The sequence below is a fragment of the Prevotella falsenii DSM 22864 = JCM 15124 genome (assembly GCF_000613945.1).
In the GTDB taxonomy this organism is placed as follows: domain Bacteria; phylum Bacteroidota; class Bacteroidia; order Bacteroidales; family Bacteroidaceae; genus Prevotella; species Prevotella falsenii.
This window is the reverse complement of record NZ_BAJY01000009.1, coordinates 71,819-86,690: the sequence shown is the minus strand read 5'-3', so window position 1 is coordinate 86,690 and position 14,872 is coordinate 71,819. Positions and strand designations below refer to the sequence as shown.

At 46.7% G+C, this 14,872-nt stretch carries 14 protein-coding genes, 1 tRNA gene and 1 pseudogene; 7 read left to right on the top strand and 9 right to left on the bottom strand.

Annotated features, from left to right (window positions below; genetic code table 11):
* Together JCM15124_RS16165 and glyA are read left to right on the top strand one after the other, a co-directional pair.
* Positions 1-220 (top strand): annotated as a pseudogene (locus JCM15124_RS16165) (DNA adenine methylase); the annotation flags it as partial.
* Positions 221-393: 173 nt separating this feature from the next.
* Entirely contained in the window at positions 394-1,674 is a 1,281-nt protein-coding gene (glyA, locus tag JCM15124_RS05320; protein WP_024998595.1) for a serine hydroxymethyltransferase, read from the top strand.
* Positions 1,675-1,701: 27 nt separating this feature from the next.
* Here glyA and JCM15124_RS15845 read toward each other — a convergent pair whose 3' ends face one another.
* Both JCM15124_RS15845 and JCM15124_RS05315 read right to left on the bottom strand, forming a co-directional pair.
* A complete protein-coding gene (locus JCM15124_RS15845; protein WP_156930671.1) occupies positions 1,702-1,872 on the bottom strand; it encodes a hypothetical protein in 171 nt (56 codons plus the stop codon).
* A gap of 407 nt (positions 1,873-2,279) precedes the next feature.
* Positions 2,280-2,352 (bottom strand) — tRNA-Met (locus tag JCM15124_RS05315).
* 106 nt (positions 2,353-2,458) lie between these two features.
* On the opposite strand from JCM15124_RS05315, the gene JCM15124_RS13370 reads away from it, so the two are divergent.
* Together JCM15124_RS13370 and JCM15124_RS05305 are read left to right on the top strand one after the other, a co-directional pair.
* The gene (locus JCM15124_RS13370; protein WP_036885108.1) at positions 2,459-2,692 is read left to right on the top strand and encodes a hypothetical protein; all 234 of its coding nucleotides are present in this window, start codon (positions 2,459-2,461) and stop codon (positions 2,690-2,692) included.
* Positions 2,674-3,432, top strand: coding sequence for an SDR family NAD(P)-dependent oxidoreductase (locus tag JCM15124_RS05305; protein ID WP_024998593.1), 759 nt, complete (start codon positions 2,674-2,676; stop codon positions 3,430-3,432). The genes JCM15124_RS13370 and JCM15124_RS05305 overlap by 19 nt, the downstream gene beginning before the upstream one ends.
* Positions 3,433-3,548: 116 nt before the next feature.
* On the opposite strand, the gene JCM15124_RS05300 is transcribed toward JCM15124_RS05305, so the two are convergent.
* From JCM15124_RS05300 to JCM15124_RS05270, 7 genes are all read right to left on the bottom strand, one after another.
* Positions 3,549-3,815 carry a hypothetical protein gene (locus JCM15124_RS05300; protein ID WP_024998592.1) on the bottom strand — a complete coding sequence of 89 codons (267 nt, stop codon included), beginning with the start codon at positions 3,813-3,815 and terminating at the stop codon, positions 3,549-3,551.
* 7 nt (positions 3,816-3,822) lie between these two features.
* Entirely contained in the window at positions 3,823-4,491 is a 669-nt protein-coding gene (locus tag JCM15124_RS05295; RefSeq protein ID WP_024998591.1) for an RluA family pseudouridine synthase, read from the bottom strand.
* 65 nt (positions 4,492-4,556) lie between these two features.
* The gene (gene fabG, locus JCM15124_RS05290; protein WP_024998590.1) at positions 4,557-5,303 is read right to left on the bottom strand and encodes a 3-oxoacyl-[acyl-carrier-protein] reductase; all 747 of its coding nucleotides are present in this window, start codon (positions 5,301-5,303) and stop codon (positions 4,557-4,559) included.
* A gap of 124 nt (positions 5,304-5,427) precedes the next feature.
* Positions 5,428-6,045 (bottom strand): TetR/AcrR family transcriptional regulator, encoded by a 618-nt coding sequence (locus JCM15124_RS05285; RefSeq protein ID WP_024998589.1) that lies wholly within the window; start codon positions 6,043-6,045, stop codon positions 5,428-5,430.
* Positions 6,046-6,378: 333 nt separating this feature from the next.
* Complete coding sequence (locus JCM15124_RS05280) at positions 6,379-7,140, bottom strand: MBL fold metallo-hydrolase (RefSeq protein ID WP_024998588.1); 762 nt, start codon at positions 7,138-7,140, stop codon at positions 6,379-6,381.
* Positions 7,141-7,149: 9 nt separating this feature from the next.
* Positions 7,150-8,193 carry a UDP-N-acetylmuramate dehydrogenase gene (gene murB, locus JCM15124_RS05275; protein WP_262499267.1) on the bottom strand — a complete coding sequence of 348 codons (1,044 nt, stop codon included), beginning with the start codon at positions 8,191-8,193 and terminating at the stop codon, positions 7,150-7,152.
* A gap of 14 nt (positions 8,194-8,207) precedes the next feature.
* A complete protein-coding gene (locus JCM15124_RS05270; RefSeq protein ID WP_024998586.1) occupies positions 8,208-9,062 on the bottom strand; it encodes a DUF4348 domain-containing protein in 855 nt (284 codons plus the stop codon).
* A 163-nt stretch (positions 9,063-9,225) separates the two neighbouring features.
* Between JCM15124_RS05270 and pheS the strand changes: the two genes are divergently transcribed.
* The 3 genes from pheS (at position 9,226) to hutU (ending at position 14,836) form a co-directional block, all read left to right on the top strand.
* Positions 9,226-10,266 carry a phenylalanine--tRNA ligase subunit alpha gene (gene pheS / locus JCM15124_RS05265; RefSeq protein ID WP_024998585.1) on the top strand — a complete coding sequence of 347 codons (1,041 nt, stop codon included), beginning with the start codon at positions 9,226-9,228 and terminating at the stop codon, positions 10,264-10,266.
* A gap of 855 nt (positions 10,267-11,121) precedes the next feature.
* Complete coding sequence (gene ftcD, locus JCM15124_RS05255; RefSeq protein ID WP_024998583.1) at positions 11,122-12,825, top strand: glutamate formimidoyltransferase; 1,704 nt, start codon at positions 11,122-11,124, stop codon at positions 12,823-12,825.
* Positions 12,826-12,838: 13 nt separating this feature from the next.
* The gene (gene hutU, locus JCM15124_RS05250; protein ID WP_024998582.1) at positions 12,839-14,836 is read left to right on the top strand and encodes a urocanate hydratase; all 1,998 of its coding nucleotides are present in this window, start codon (positions 12,839-12,841) and stop codon (positions 14,834-14,836) included.
* Positions 14,837-14,872 lie beyond the last annotated feature (36 nt).

Here is a 14,872-nt window from a genome sequence, read left to right as displayed (position 1 = left end):
TAAAAGCTCGTTCACGCATGCCGACCATACACGATTGGCGAACTATCTCATAAAAAAATGCGAAGCCAAATGGCTGTTAGACATCAAAGCTACGCCGTTTATACTTTCACTTTATGAAAACAAAGGGCTGTCAATAACCTCATTCGATAAAAAATATCAAGTAAGTTTTATGAACCGAAACGACAAAGCCGTAAAGCATTTGATAATAAAAAACTATTAAATGCAGATACTAATAATTCTAATAGATGGAGGTTTAAAAATATTTGCACAAAATATTTGCCCTGTTATTAGAAAATTCCTATATTTGCAACTAATTATAACAACCTTGCTTTTGGCGACATCTTTACTAAAAACCGTGGATAGTCGGCGGAGGCATTTTAATACTTAAACAACATGAGAAAAGATCTTGAGATTTTTGATCTCATCGAGCAAGAGCACCAACGCCAGTTGAAAGGCATGGAGCTTATCGCTTCAGAGAACTTCGTTAGCGACGAAGTAATGCAGGCAATGGGGTCTTACCTCACCAACAAGTACGCTGAAGGCTATCCCGGCAAGCGTTACTATGGTGGTTGCCAAGTAGTAGACGTAGTAGAGAACCTCTGCATCGAGCGCGTAAAGAAAGTGTTCGGTGCATGCTGGGCAAACGTGCAGCCACACTCCGGTGCACAGGCTAACCAAGCTGTTCTTTCAGCAATTCTCGAACCGGGCGACACTTTCATGGGGCTCGACCTCAACCATGGCGGCCACCTTTCGCACGGTAGCCCGGTAAACAACTCCGGTATTCTCTACCGTCCTATCGGCTATCAGCTCGATAAGGAAACCGGTCGTGTAGACTACGACAACATGGAGAAGCTCGCTCGCGAGCACAAGCCAAAGCTCATCATTGCGGGTGCATCGGCATACAGCCGCGAGTGGGACTACGCACGCTTCCGCAAGGTAGCCGACGAAATTGGTGCAATCTTCATGGTAGACATGGCTCACCCGGCAGGTTTGATAGCTGCAGGTTTGCTCGAAAACCCTGTTAAGTACGCTCACATCGTAACAACAACTACACACAAGACCCTCCGTGGTCCTCGCGGTGGTGTGATTATGATGGGTGAAGACTTCGACAATCCATGGGGAAAGACAACTCCAAAGGGTGTTATCAAGAAGATGTCGCAGCTTCTCGATTCTGCTGTGTTCCCCGGAAACCAAGGCGGTCCGTTAGAGCACGTTATTGCTGCTAAGGCTGTTGCCTTCGGTGAAATCCTCGAACCAAGCTGGAAAGAGTATGCTACACAGGTGAAAAAGAACGCTGCCGTGCTTGCCGAAGAACTCGTAAAGCGTGGCTATGGCATTGTTTCAGGCGGTACCGACAACCACTCAATGTTGCTCGACCTCCGCACCAAATTCCCGGAACTTACCGGTAAGGTAGCCGAAAATGCACTCGTTGCAGCCGACATCACCGTAAACAAGAACATGGTACCATTCGATACACGTTCTGCTTTCCAGACCTCAGGTATCCGTCTTGGTACTGCTGCCATGACAACTCGTGGTGCTAAGGAAGACTTGATGATTCTCGTTGCCGAGCTTATCGACAAGGTTCTTTCTGCGCCGGAAGACGAAAAAGTCATCGCAAAAGTTCGCGAGAAAGTAAATGCTACAATGAAAGAATATCCATTGTTCGCTTACTAATCAAGAACAAAAACAAATTTCTCATAGCTAAAAAGACTCCCTCAACGGCATGCCGTTGAGGGAGTTCTGTTTTCTTATGCAGTCTGTTGCTTTATTATTGGGGCGTGCTTCATCATGCCGGCGCACTTCTTCGACATCGTTAGGGCAGTCTGTCGCTTTATTGTTGGGGCGTGCTTCATCACGTTTTGTCCTTATCAAACTTACGTGAGTTCAGCAGAAAGAAAACAAGTTGAGCAGGTTATCTTGCGGATGTTTTTAGGCAGGTTCACCAATGAAACCGTGAGCGTTTTTCGGTCTTACTTTGTAAAGATAATTCTGTTAAAAAGTGATATAATCGCTTTGACGTTGCGAAACCGTAGGTTTTGCGATGCAAAACCTACGGTTTAACCGTGCAAAACCTACGGTTTTGGAATGCAAAACAATAGGTTTTGCAATACGCTGATAGTAAGATAGTTATACGATAGCTACGCTTATGAAAAACTTTTACGTTTTTATCGCCTTTTTTCTGCATAAAACAGACGGTTTCGTGGTGGGTGGGAAAGAAAAGAGTAGGGGATATAAAACGAAAGAAAGTCGCTCGTTTGGGGCGACTTTCTTGCATTTAGTTGCGGGTGCAGGACTCGAACATGCGACCTCCAGGTTATGAGCCTGGCGAGCTACCAACTGCTCCAACCCGCGATATTAACCAGTTGCAATTTATAAAATAAGTTATATTGACTTGTTCCTGAATTGCGAGTGCAAAGGTACACATTTCTTTTTAAACGTGCAAAACTTTAGGGAAAGAATGAAAAGAATAGGCGTTTATTTAACATTTGTAAATATTTCAAGCCATAAAAACTTGATAAGTGGTGGCATTTTATTTTGTAAAACGGATATTTTCCATTACCTTTGTCTGTGGTTTTATTTGCTTGCCGCAAGGGCAAAGATGGCAGATAAAGAACCAATAATTAATATAAGGTGGAATGTAATAATGACACCTCAACTTAAACAAGATAATACATGGAAAAGAAAATTGTAATGGTTACGGGCGCAACAAGCGGCATTGGCGAGGCTTGCGCTAAGAAGTTTGCACAAGGCGGATACGATGTCATCATCACGGGGCGTCGGAAAGAGAAGCTCGATGCGCTGAAAAAGGAACTCGAAGGTATGGGTGCCGAAGTGCTGGCGATGCAGTTTGATGTGCGAGAACGCGAAGCTGCCAAGAAAGCAGTGGAGTTTCTGAAAGGCAAGTGGGCAAAGATTGATGTGCTGATAAACAATGCCGGACTTGCATTAGGCTTGGACAAGGAGTATGAAGGCAACTTCGATGACTGGGACACGATGATAGATACCAATATCAAGGGACTGCTGAACATGACACGTTTCGTAGTGCCTGCCATGGTGGAGCGCAACGAAGGACACATTATTAATATAGGTTCGGTTGCCGGCGATGCTGCTTATGCAAACGGAAATGTGTATTGTGCCACGAAGGCAGCGGTGAAAACCATTACCGACGGTCTGCGCATTGATGTGGCAGAGAGCAACGTGCGTGTTACGAACTTGAAACCGGGGCTGGTACAAACCAACTTCTCGAATGTCCGTTTCCATGGCGACGATGCCCGTGCCGAGAATGTTTATAAAGGCGTGAAGCCACTGACGGGCGACGATATTGCCGACGTTGCGTTCTATGCAGCGAGTGCACCGGCACACGTTCAGATAGCCGAAGTGCTTATTTTGGCTACACATCAGGCAAACGGTTCGGTGATTGTGCGAAAGTAAATACGAGGTTTAAGAGAAGAAAAACAAGGATATTGTAAGACAATAAAGAAGAAAACAGAAAGGCGAAGTGTTGTATAGTCGTGGTTGCGACGGTTCGATACTTCGCTTTTTCGTGCCTAAGTGCGTGGTTGCTTTAGCCTTGCTTTCAGCCGTTTGTAGCCTTCTACGCCCAAAATAGTGAGTCCGCTGTATTGGAAAGTCTTTGCCAATCCGAAGAAAACCACCCACAATATGCCTTTCGTGGCAGCAGAAAGGGGGAGGGCGAATTGCGCAAACGAGACGATGTAGAACGGAATGCACATAGCCAAAACCATTACGCCGGTGCGAAACGAGAGACGTTTAAGCCACGCTATGATGCGTTTCAATGCAGTAGATGTTGTCATTTAATGGTTATTTTCGGAAATTATCCCACACCTTTTCGGCAGGCAAGGGCGAAACTACGGATATGTTTTCCTTGCTTACGGGGTGTATAAATTCTACCGTACGGCTTAGCAGCGATATGCTGCCGTCGGGGTTGGAGCGGCGTGCGCCGTATTTCAAGTCGCCTTTAATGGGGCAGCCGATGGCTGAAAGCTGACAGCGTATTTGGTGGTGGCGACCTGTAAGCAGGTTCACTTCGAGCAGTGTGTAGTGCTCGGTCTGCCCAACGGTTTTGTATTTCAGTATTGCTTTCTTTGCATTGGGCACTTCGTGGTCGTATGCGTAGCTCTTGTTTTGCCGTTCGTTGCGCACCAACCAGTGGGTCAGCGTGCCTTCAGCCTCTGCCGGTGGTGCCTGCACCATTGCCCAATAGGTTTTCTTCACTTCGCCTTTGCGGAACATATCGTTCAGGCGGGAAAGTGCTTTTGATGTCTTTGCGAAGACTACCAATCCCGATACGGGGCGGTCTAAACGATGCACCACACCAAGAAACACATTGCCGGGCTTGGCATATTTCTCTTTTATCCACGCCTTGATGGTTTCCGAAAGCGGTTTGTCGCCTGTTTTATCGCCTTGTACTATCTCGCCGCTTTCTTTGTAAACGATGATGATATGGTTGTCTTCGTAGAGAACTTGCATAGTTTAAAAAAGTCTATCGCCCCTTACCGACGAGGGCAAGGGGGATAGAAAAGTTGAAAGGAGTTTTACATATTCATACCGCCATCAACCTGAATGACCTGTCCTGATACGTAGCTTGAAAGGTCGGAAGCAAGGTAGAGGGCTGTGTTTGCGATGTCTTCGGTAGTTCCGCCACGGCGCAATGGAATCTTAGAAGCCCATTCTTTGCGAATTTCGTCGGAGAGTTGCTGTGTCATCGCTGTGTCGATGAAACCCGGAGCAATGGCATTGGCGCGCAAACCCTTTGGTCCCATTTCCTGCGCCACACTCTTTGCAAGGGCAATCATACCCGCCTTAGATGCAGCATAGTTAGCCTGACCGGCATTACCGTGCACACCTACCACGCTTGCCATATTGATAATGCTGCCGCTGCGCTGTCGCATCATCACCGGAATGCAAGCGTGAATGAAGTTGAACGCACTCTTGAGGTTCACACCGATAACTGCGTCCCACTGTGCTTCGGTCATACGGAGCATCAAACCGTCCTTTGTGATACCTGCGTTGTTTACAAGTACGTCGATGCTGCCGAACTCTTCCTTCACTTGCTTTACCACTTCTTCCGACTCAGCAAAGTCGGCTGCGTTGCTTGCATAGCCTTTGCACTTTACGCCGAGTGCTGAAATTTCAGCTTCGGTAGCCTTTCCGTTCTCGTCGATAACGAGGTCGGTGAATGCGATATTTGCACCTTCGCTTGCGAACTTAATGGCGATTGCCTTACCTATACCACGTGCAGCACCTGTGATGAGGGCTGTCTTACCTGTTAATAATCCCATTTTCTGTTTGTGTTTATGTTGTTAATATCTATTTTCTTAATATGTTTATAGCTTCTTGATAATAATTATTGGCTATGTTCTTAATGAATATTGGTTACCCTTTAAATAATCAATATCTGCCTTCTTAATATTTGTTGTTGTCGGATTTGCCTTTCCCCATCTTGTTGCCCAACGCTCCGTACACCACCTTTGCCACGAGTGGGCGGCTGCTTTCTTCGGTCAGACCGTGTCCGAGGCGACCGTAGATGAAGGGAACTTCGAGTCCTTTGATACAATAATGGGTGATGTCGGCAACCAAATCTACGTTGTCGATGTCGAAATCGCCATCGGTTTTCGCCTCCGTATATACCTTTCTGAAGAGTTCTATCTCGTCTTCATCGAAGTTTTTGCGTACACGTTCCACCATCCAGATGTTGCGAAAGAACTCCGCTCTGAGGTTTCCGTTTCTCATTACTGTTTCTTTTATCATACTCAGGTGGGTGTAGATGAGTTCGATAATCTTGTCGTGAGGCGGTATTCGCTTTGATGCCACTTCGTCCAACTTGTCCGACAAGCGTTCCAATTCGGCTTCTATAACCGCATAATAAACGTCGTCCTTGCTTTTAAAGTAGGTGTATAGCGTGCGACGGCCCTTCCCTGAGGCTTCCGCAATATCGTTCATAGTTGTGTTGGCTATGCCTTTCTTGGCAAAAATCTGCCTTGCCACATCTACGAACATCTGTCTTGTCTTGGAAATAGACATTTTTTCTTTCCTCCTAATTTTCCTTTTAGTGTGATGAAAGACTCACGCTTTCTGCTATTGCACAATGTATTTATTGTGTGCAAATGTAGAGAAAAAAAACTAATCTCACAAGTAATTCAACAAAAATACTTGCTTTTTAGGGTTCTGATAGTTTATAGATGTTCTAGAAATCCTAGGGATTCTAGAGCTTCTAGGAGCTCTAGAATAAATAGAAACTGTGGGAAACAGGGCGCACCGCAAGCCCTGCTCGCAAGCAACCTGTGCTTGCTTACACTTTTATCTCTGCTTGCTTACAACTTTCTGTGCTTGCTTGCAACTTTCATCTCTGCTTTCTTACACTTCGATTTCCAAACCGTCGTAGGCAAAGAATATATTGTGGGGAAGGTTTTGCTGCGCTACTTCGTGCAGTCCTATTTCGTGTGTGAGGTGCGTTAGATAGGTGCGCTTGGCGTTGATGGTACGGCTGAAGGCGATGGCGTCGGCGATAAGCTGATGCGAATGATGCTCGCGCTGCCAGCGTAAGGCATTCACTACGAGGGTTTCGACACCTTCGAGATAAGGCAGTTCGGCAGCGTTGATGGCCTTCATATCGGTGATATAGGCGAAGTTTCCTATGCGATAGCCCAAGATAGGTAGGGCTCCATGCATCACTTCGATGGGTACGACGGTGCAATCGCCTATCGGAAAAGCCTTGTGAGGGACGATTGTGTGTAGGTTTAGCTTGGGTACGCCGGGGTAGAGGTGCTCTTTGAAACAGTAAGGAAAGTTGTGGCGCAGTCCGTTGCAGGTGTCCTCGTTCGCAAAAATATCTATGTCGGAAAGCCAACTGAAGGGGCGCAGGTCGTCGATTCCGCCTACATGGTCGTAGTGGATATGCGTTACCAATATGCCGTCAATCTTTCTGTAGGGTAGGGGAAGTATCTGTTGGCGGAAGTCGGGACCGCAATCCATGAGTATGCGTGTAGTTTCGGTTTCGAGTAAAGCCGACGTGCGCAGTCGTTTATCTTTCGTATTGCTGCTTTTACACACCTTGCAGCTGCAGCCAATGACGGGTACTCCGTTGGAAGTTCCTGTGCCTAAAAAACGTAGTTTCATCGTTGCTGTTTAGCGTATGTTCACTTCCGGGTTGATTTCGATGCCGAATTTCTGCCTCACGTCGTGCTGAATGGTTTCGCAAAGGTGCACCACCTCGCTGCCCGTTGCACCGCCGCGGTTCACCAATACCAATGCTTGCTTGTCGTGTACGGCAGCTCTGCCCATTGCTTTTCCTTTCCAACCGCATTGTTCTATCAGCCACCCTGCGGGTATTTTCTCGTGTTCGCTGTCGATGGTATAGTGGGGCATACCCTCGTATTGCCGTGCCAACTCGTTGTATTTCTGCGTCGGAACTATCGGGTTCATAAAGAAACTGCCGGCATTGCCCAGCACTTTGGGGTCGGGCAGCTTTGCATTTCTAATCTCGGAAATAACTTCGCGCAATTCCGTAGCAGTGGGAAAGTCTATCTGTTTCGCAGCCAAGGCGGCACGAATGTTGCCGTAGTCCAACTTCGGAGCGTAGGTTGTAGACAGCTTGTAAGTAACGGCAGTGATGAGAAACCGCCCCTGCCATGCGTGTTTGAACTTGCTTTGCCGGTAGCTATATTCACATTCGGCGTTCGTGAAGTGGCGAATGCGCCCCGTTTCTATCTCTACTGCCTCCACAGACACTATCAAATCCTTTACTTCCACGCCGTAAGCACCGATGTTTTGCACAGCACCGGCACCCACTTCGCCCGGTATAATCGACAAGTTCTCGGCTCCGTACAGTCCGTTTTCTACGCAATAAGCCACCACATCGTCCCAAACGTAGCCCGAACCGCAGCGAATGTGGCATTCGTCGATTTGTTCGAGAAAGCGAATGCCCGAATGCAACACCGTTCCGTCGTAGTCGGCAGTCAGCAATAAGTTGCTGCCGCCACCGAGAATAAGCAGCGGTCGGTCGGCTTCGGTAAGCATCTGTGCCACCTGTTGCGCCTCTTCCACCGTGTCATACTCTATAAATCGCTTGCATTTCGCATCGATTCCGAACGTGTTGTGCCTAAGCAGGCTGTAGTCTTTTCGGTCTGTCATTGTCTTTTCCCTTGTGCTTCGTTCTTCTTTTCCTTGCAAAGTTGCAACCTTATTTAATAGGCAATAACTTTCTCTAAACGCCAATTGTTGCCTCTTTGCCTAAACTCAAGTTGGGTTTCAACACCGTTGGAGAGTCCTCGGAATACCAGAAACTTCTTTTTACTCTTCTCGTATTTCTGTCCGTAAAGAATGTTGTAAATGATGTTTCCCGGCACTTCCGGCAAGTATGTGCTCCATTCCGATGCAGGAATGGTGGTGTTCACCCTGCTCGTTACTTCGCCGTTGGGGTCTATACCCGAGTAGGGCAGTGGATCTTTTATGCTGCCTTGCCCATCGTTTGCGAGGAATTTCTGCAGGAACTTCAAGAACGAAGCATTGTGATTTTGCGAGAAACCGATGTTTTTAATCTTGTTCATCTCCCAGCGTCCGTCCTGATGGTCGAAGCAATATTGCTCAACAAGTCCTTGTTTCAAGTTGATTTTCTCTACTATCACGGTGTCGAGGTTGGTCGATTTTGCTAATTCGGCTTGCTTTTCATTGTCGAAAATCAGCGTGTAATAGCCTTGCGGACGGAAGAAACGCTCCATTTTCCACCGGTTTTGTGCTATCTGTTTCGTAACTTCTCCGTTGGTTTCCACCGGCAGCGGGAACTTAATGCGGTTGCGTTGCAGCTTCTTGTTGGCGATGAAGTTGAAGAAGAAGTCGTCGAAGAGTTGGTCGGCTGCCTTCGGCATCGGTGTTTCTGCAATGATTTCTGTTGCCGAATCTTCCGCTTCGGTTGTATCCTCAACGGTTGTCGAGTCTGTTTTTGTAGAATCAGCCGGCTCTACTTTCTTGTTGTTACAGCTTGTTGTGAAGCATACCATTGCGGCACACACCACTACAACGAATAAGATTGCTTTTCTCATATTCTAATAAATATTGTTCTCAAATTTTGATGCAAAAGTACTACTTTTATTTTATAATAACATAACTTTTATTTTATAATAATATCGTAAGCGCAATAATTTTCTCTGTCTGTACTTCCCTGTTCGGATTATATATTGTACCTTTGCACTAAAATTAGGAATTATGATTCTCGAAAAGATAGAAGAACTTTTAAAGGAAGTGAGTTCCGTATCGGCTAAAAACGCCGAAGAGGTGGAGCAGCTTCGATTGAAATATCTCAGTAAAAAAGGCGAAATAAACGCCTTGATGGGCGAGTTCCGCAACGTAGCTGCCGACCAAAAGAAAGCAGTGGGCATGAAAATAAACGAGCTGAAGCAGCTTGCACAAGCCAAGATTAACGATTTGCGCGAACAATTGGAGACAAGCGAAGCGCAAAGCACCGACATCGACCTTACCCGAACAGCTTATCCCATCGAGCTGGGCACGCGCCACCCGCTGACGTTGGTGAAGAAAGAAATCATCGACATCTTTGCGCGAATGGGCTTTACCTTATATCAAGGACCGGAAATCGACGACGACCGACACGTGTTTACCATGCTGAACTTTGCCGCCGACCACCCCGCTCGCGATATGCAGGACACTTTCTTCATAGAACGCTCAAGCACAATGGACGTTACGAAGAACGTTCTGCTGCGCAGCCACACTTCTAACGACGAGGCACACTATATGTCTACCCACGAGCCACCTATCCGTGTGCTCTGTCCCGGACGCGTTTACCGCAACGAAGCCATCAGCGCACGCGCCCACTGTTTCTTCCATCAGGTGGAAGGACTGTATGTAGACAAGAACGTCAGCTTCACCGACCTGAAGCAAGTATTGCTTACTTTCGCCCGCGAAATGTTTGGTGCAGACACCAAAATACGTTTGCGTCCAAGCTATTTCCCCTTCACCGAGCCGAGTGCCGAAATGGATATAAGCTGTAATATCTGCGGTGGCGAAGGCTGTGGTTTCTGCAAACACACGGGTTGGGTTGAGATTTTGGGTTGCGGAATGGTAGACCCGCACGACCTTGAAGCCTGCGGCATCGACTCATCGGTTTACACCGGCTACGCTTTCGGTATGGGTGTGGAGCGCATTACCAACCTTAAGTATCGTGTCAGCGACCTCCGTCTGTTCTCTGAAAACGATGTTCGCTTCTTGAAAGAATTTGAAAGCGCGCTGTAAGCGCATTATACATATATATAATAATGTAGGGGGCAAGTTCCAAGAACTTGCCCCCTACATTATTATTCTAGAGTTCCTAGAACCTCTAGAAATTCTAGAATAAAGCTATAAATCCCCCTTGTTTTTGTAAAGATAAATCCCTTAAAAAACGATAATTGCGCTTTGGCGTTGCGAAACCGTAGGTTTTGCAACGCAAAACCTACGGTTTTACCGTGCAAAACAGCCGCTTTTGCAACGCCAAACAATAGGTTTTGTAATGCGCTGATAACGAAATAGTTACGCGATAGCTACGCTTGCGAAAAATATTTACACATTTATCGTCTTTTTTCCGTACTTTTCGAGGAACGAAAAAAGTGCGTTTTCTCGGTATGGCTGTGCTTAAATAAATTGGGCATTGCGCGTTTGGCTGAACGAAAAAGTTTATGAATAATGTGGCTTCGGTGTAAGAATTTGAGGACAAAGATACTTCATATCTTCTTGATAATAAGCATATTAAATCACAATCGGTTCTTTCTTTGCGTATCTTATAAATAATATACCGATGTAATTCTGATGCCCGGCTCATGTTGAAGCATATTTTTTATGGCACCGGCACGTCTAAAAAGCACGATGAAGTTGTGCATTTTGATTTTGAATTTCCACCGAAACAACTGAAGAGATAAAAGGTATGGTTTAGACATTGCGTAAGAAGAAACAGCTTATTTTAGCCAAAATCTTCCTCTTTTTATGACATAATGAAGCGAAAACATATTTTTTTGAATAGTTTAAGGCTAAATATTTTGTAGTTTGCCGCCTTATTCTTAATTTTACACCGTAAAGAAACTATGCCTAAGAAATTTAATATACAAAATAAAAATGGTACAAGAAAAACAAATCATTGAATGTGTCCCTAATATTAGCGAGGGACGTAACAAAGCTGTCATCAAGCAAGTAACAGACGAAATAGAACGTGTTAAAGGCGTGAAACTGCTTGATGTAGACCCGGGTGAAGCTACAAACCGTACGGTAATTACTTTTGTAGGTGCTCCTGATGTTGTATTGGAAGCTGCTTTTCAATGCGTAAAGAAGGCTGCACAACTTATCGACATGCGCCAACATCACGGTGCGCACCCACGTATGGGAGCTACCGATGTTTGCCCATTAATTCCGGTTGCAGGCATCACACTTGAAGAATGTGCTGAATTGGCACGCAAGTTGGCAGAACGTATTGCCAACGAATTGCAAATACCTTGCTATTGTTACGAAGCTGCTGCAAGAACTCCGGAACGCCGCAACCTCGCTATTTGCCGTAAGGGAGAGTACGAAGGATTGGCAGAAAGAATGACTGTTGAAGCTGAAGCACCTGATTTTGGTGCCCGCGCATGGGACGAAGGGGTAGCTCGTACAGGTTGTACTGCAGTGGGTGCCCGCGACTTCTTGATTGCGACAAACTTCAACTTGAACACTACTTCTACCCGTCGTGCCAATGCAATTGCATTCGATGTACGCGAAAAAGGTCGTCCACAGCGCGAAGGCGGCTCACCGGTTGGCAAACCAATGAAGGACGAAAACGGAAAAACCATTATGATTCCCGGTACATTGAAAGCTACAAAAGCCATTGGTTGGTTTATCGACGAATACGGCATAGCACAGGTTTCAATGAACATTACCGATATAAATGTAACACCGTTGCACGTTGCTTTCGACGAAGTTTGCCGTTGCGCACAAAATCGTGGCATTCGTGTTACAGGTACGGAAATCGTAGGTTTGATACCCAAGCGTACATTGATAGAAGCCGGTAAATACTTCTTGAAAAAGCAAGACCGCTCTACCGGTATTCCCGAAGAAGATATTTTGCAGATTGCCATTAAATCAATGGGACTGGACGACTTGAAGGAATTCAACCCACGCGAAAAGGTTATCGAATACCTTTTGGAAGACGAGAACAAGTCAAAGAAACTTATCGACCTCACCGTGAAAGGCTTTGCCGACGAAACATCGCGCGAATCGCCGGCTCCGGGTGGTGGTACCATCTCCGCTTATATGGGTGCTTTAGGTGCGGCATTGGGTACAATGGTTGCCAACCTCTCAAGCCATAAAGCCGGCTGGGACGCTCGTTGGGAAGAATTTAGCAACTGGGCGGACAAAGGACAGAAGATACAAGCAGAGCTGATGGTACTTGTAGACGAAGATACGGAAGCTTTCAACCGCATTATGGAGGCATTTGGTCTTCCTAAAAAGACCGACGAGGAGAAAGTAGCCCGCTCTGCGGCTATCCAAGCTGCAACGTTGTTTGCTACACAAGTGCCTCTGCACACCATGCAAGCATCGTTCAAGGTGTTCGAACTCTGCAAAGCTATGGCAGAAGAAGGTAATCCGAACAGCGTTTCCGATGCCGGTGTAGGCGTATTGGCAGCCCGTGCAGCCGTACTGGGTGCAGGTTTGAACGTTAAGATTAATGCGTCGGGACTGAAAGACCGCGAAACTGCCGACAAGCTTGTAGGCGAAGCCAACGAACTCATTAAGAAAGCTAATGAACTTGAAGCTGAAATAATGAAGATAGTAGAAGGTAAATTATAAAAACTATACAAAAATGACTAAGGAACAATTTATAGCAGACATTCGTGCCGGCATACCCGAAACGCTTCCGGAGCCTCAGGCATACGACACGTCTATTAACCATGCTCCAAAACGCAAGGATATTCTTACCGCAGAGGAAAAGAAACTTGCACTGCGCAATGCATTGCGCTATTTCCCAAAGAAATTCCACGCTACATTGGCACCGGAATTTGCCAATGAGTTAGAAACATACGGACGCATATACATGTATCGCTTCCGTCCTACATACGAAATGTACGCTCGTCCCATCGACGAATATCCGCACAAGTCTCATCAGGCTGCTGCTATCATGATGATGATTCAGAACAACCTTGACAAGGCTGTGGCACAACACCCGCACGAATTGATTACATACGGTGGCAATGGTGCTGTTTTCCAAAACTGGGCGCAATACCGTTTGGTTATGAAATACTTGAGCGAAATGACCGACGAGCAAACGCTTGTTATGTATTCGGGACACCCTCTCGGACTTTTCCCATCGCACAAGAATGCACCACGTGTGGTTGTAACCAATGGTATGGTTATTCCTAATTACTCTAAACCGGACGATTGGGAACGCGACAACGCACTCGGCGTAAGCCAGTACGGTCAGATGACAGCGGGTTCGTATATGTATATCGGTCCGCAAGGTATCGTTCACGGGACGACAATCACAGTGTTGAACGCTGCACGCAAGGTAGGTGGCGACAATATGAAGCTGTTTGTAACAGCCGGTCTTGGCGGAATGTCAGGCGCACAGCCTAAAGCCGGCAACATTGCAGGCGTTGTCAGCGTAACTGCCGAAATCAATCCGCTGGCTGCTCGCAAGCGTTATGAACAAGGTTGGGTAGATGAATTGCACGAAAATCTCGACGAACTGATTGCTGCAATCCGCAAGGCTGTTGAAGAAAAGCGTGTCGTTTCAATGGCATACGTGGGCAACGTAGTAGACCTTTGGGAACGTTTGGCAGAAGAAAATATCCACGTAGACCTTGGTTCCGACCAGACTTCGCTCCACAATCCTTGGGCGGGCGGCTACTATCCGGTAGGTGTTTCGTTGGAAGAAAGCAACCGCATGATGGCAGAAGAACCCGAATTGTTCAAGGAAAAGGTACAAGAGTCTTTGCGTCGTCAAGTTGCTGCAATCAACAAACTCACTGCCGACGGTATGTACTTCTTCGATTACGGCAATGCTTTCCTATTGGAGTCGAGCCGTGCAGGTGCTGACATTATGGGAGAGAACGGCAAATTCCGTTATCCTTCATACGTTCAGGACATCATGGGACCAATGTTCTTCGACTATGGTTTCGGTCCTTTCCGCTGGGTATGCTCGTCCGGCGACCCTAAAGACTTGGAGACAACCGACCGTATCGCAACAGAAGTTCTCGAGGAAATACGCAAGACCGCAACTCCTGACATTATCGGACAATTGGACGATAATATCCACTGGATTAAGGAAGCAGGCAAGAACAAGCTCGTTGTAGGTTCACAGGCTCGTATTCTCTACGCTGACTCTGAAGGTCGTACGAAGATTGCCTTGGCATTCAACGAAGCTATCAAGCGAGGCGAAATCAGTCGCCCCGTAGTATTGGGACGCGACCACCACGACGTATCAGGTACCGACTCACCATTCCGCGAAACCAGCAACATTTACGACGGCTCACAGTTCTGCGCTGATATGGCTGTTCAGAACGTTATCGGCGACTCTTTCCGTGGCGCAACATGGGTTTCAATCCACAACGGTGGCGGCGTAGGCTGGGGCGAAGTTATCAATGGCGGCTTCGGTATGGTTATTGATGGCAGTGAAGATTCAGCTCGCCACATTCGTCAAATGCTCCTTTGGGACGTGAACAATGGTATTTCTCGTCGCAGCTGGGCACGCAACAAGGGTTCAATCGACGCCATCAAGCGCGAAATGGAACGTACTCCGGGCTTGACCGTAACGCTTCCTAACTTTGTTGATGACGATATTATCAACGAAGCATACAAATAAAAAAGCAACGTATTCACAGATAGGGCACACGTCCTT

Coding starts and splice junctions, on each gene's coding strand:
- glyA (WP_024998595.1), top strand. CDS start 394: ATGAGAAAAGATCTTGAGATTTTTGATCTCATCGAGCAAGAGCACCAA.
- JCM15124_RS13370 (WP_036885108.1), top strand. CDS start 2,459: ATGAAAAGAATAGGCGTTTATTTAACATTTGTAAATATTTCAAGCCAT.
- JCM15124_RS05305 (WP_024998593.1), top strand. CDS start 2,674: ATGGAAAAGAAAATTGTAATGGTTACGGGCGCAACAAGCGGCATTGGC.
- JCM15124_RS05300 (WP_024998592.1), bottom strand. CDS start 3,815: ATGACAACATCTACTGCATTGAAACGCATCATAGCGTGGCTTAAACGT.
- JCM15124_RS05295 (WP_024998591.1), bottom strand. CDS start 4,491: ATGCAAGTTCTCTACGAAGACAACCATATCATCATCGTTTACAAAGAA.
- fabG (WP_024998590.1), bottom strand. CDS start 5,303: ATGGGATTATTAACAGGTAAGACAGCCCTCATCACAGGTGCTGCACGT.
- JCM15124_RS05285 (WP_024998589.1), bottom strand. CDS start 6,045: ATGTCTATTTCCAAGACAAGACAGATGTTCGTAGATGTGGCAAGGCAG.
- JCM15124_RS05280 (WP_024998588.1), bottom strand. CDS start 7,140: ATGAAACTACGTTTTTTAGGCACAGGAACTTCCAACGGAGTACCCGTC.
- JCM15124_RS05270 (WP_024998586.1), bottom strand. CDS start 9,062: ATGAGAAAAGCAATCTTATTCGTTGTAGTGGTGTGTGCCGCAATGGTA.
- pheS (WP_024998585.1), top strand. CDS start 9,226: ATGATTCTCGAAAAGATAGAAGAACTTTTAAAGGAAGTGAGTTCCGTA.
- ftcD (WP_024998583.1), top strand. CDS start 11,122: ATGGTACAAGAAAAACAAATCATTGAATGTGTCCCTAATATTAGCGAG.
- hutU (WP_024998582.1), top strand. CDS start 12,839: ATGACTAAGGAACAATTTATAGCAGACATTCGTGCCGGCATACCCGAA.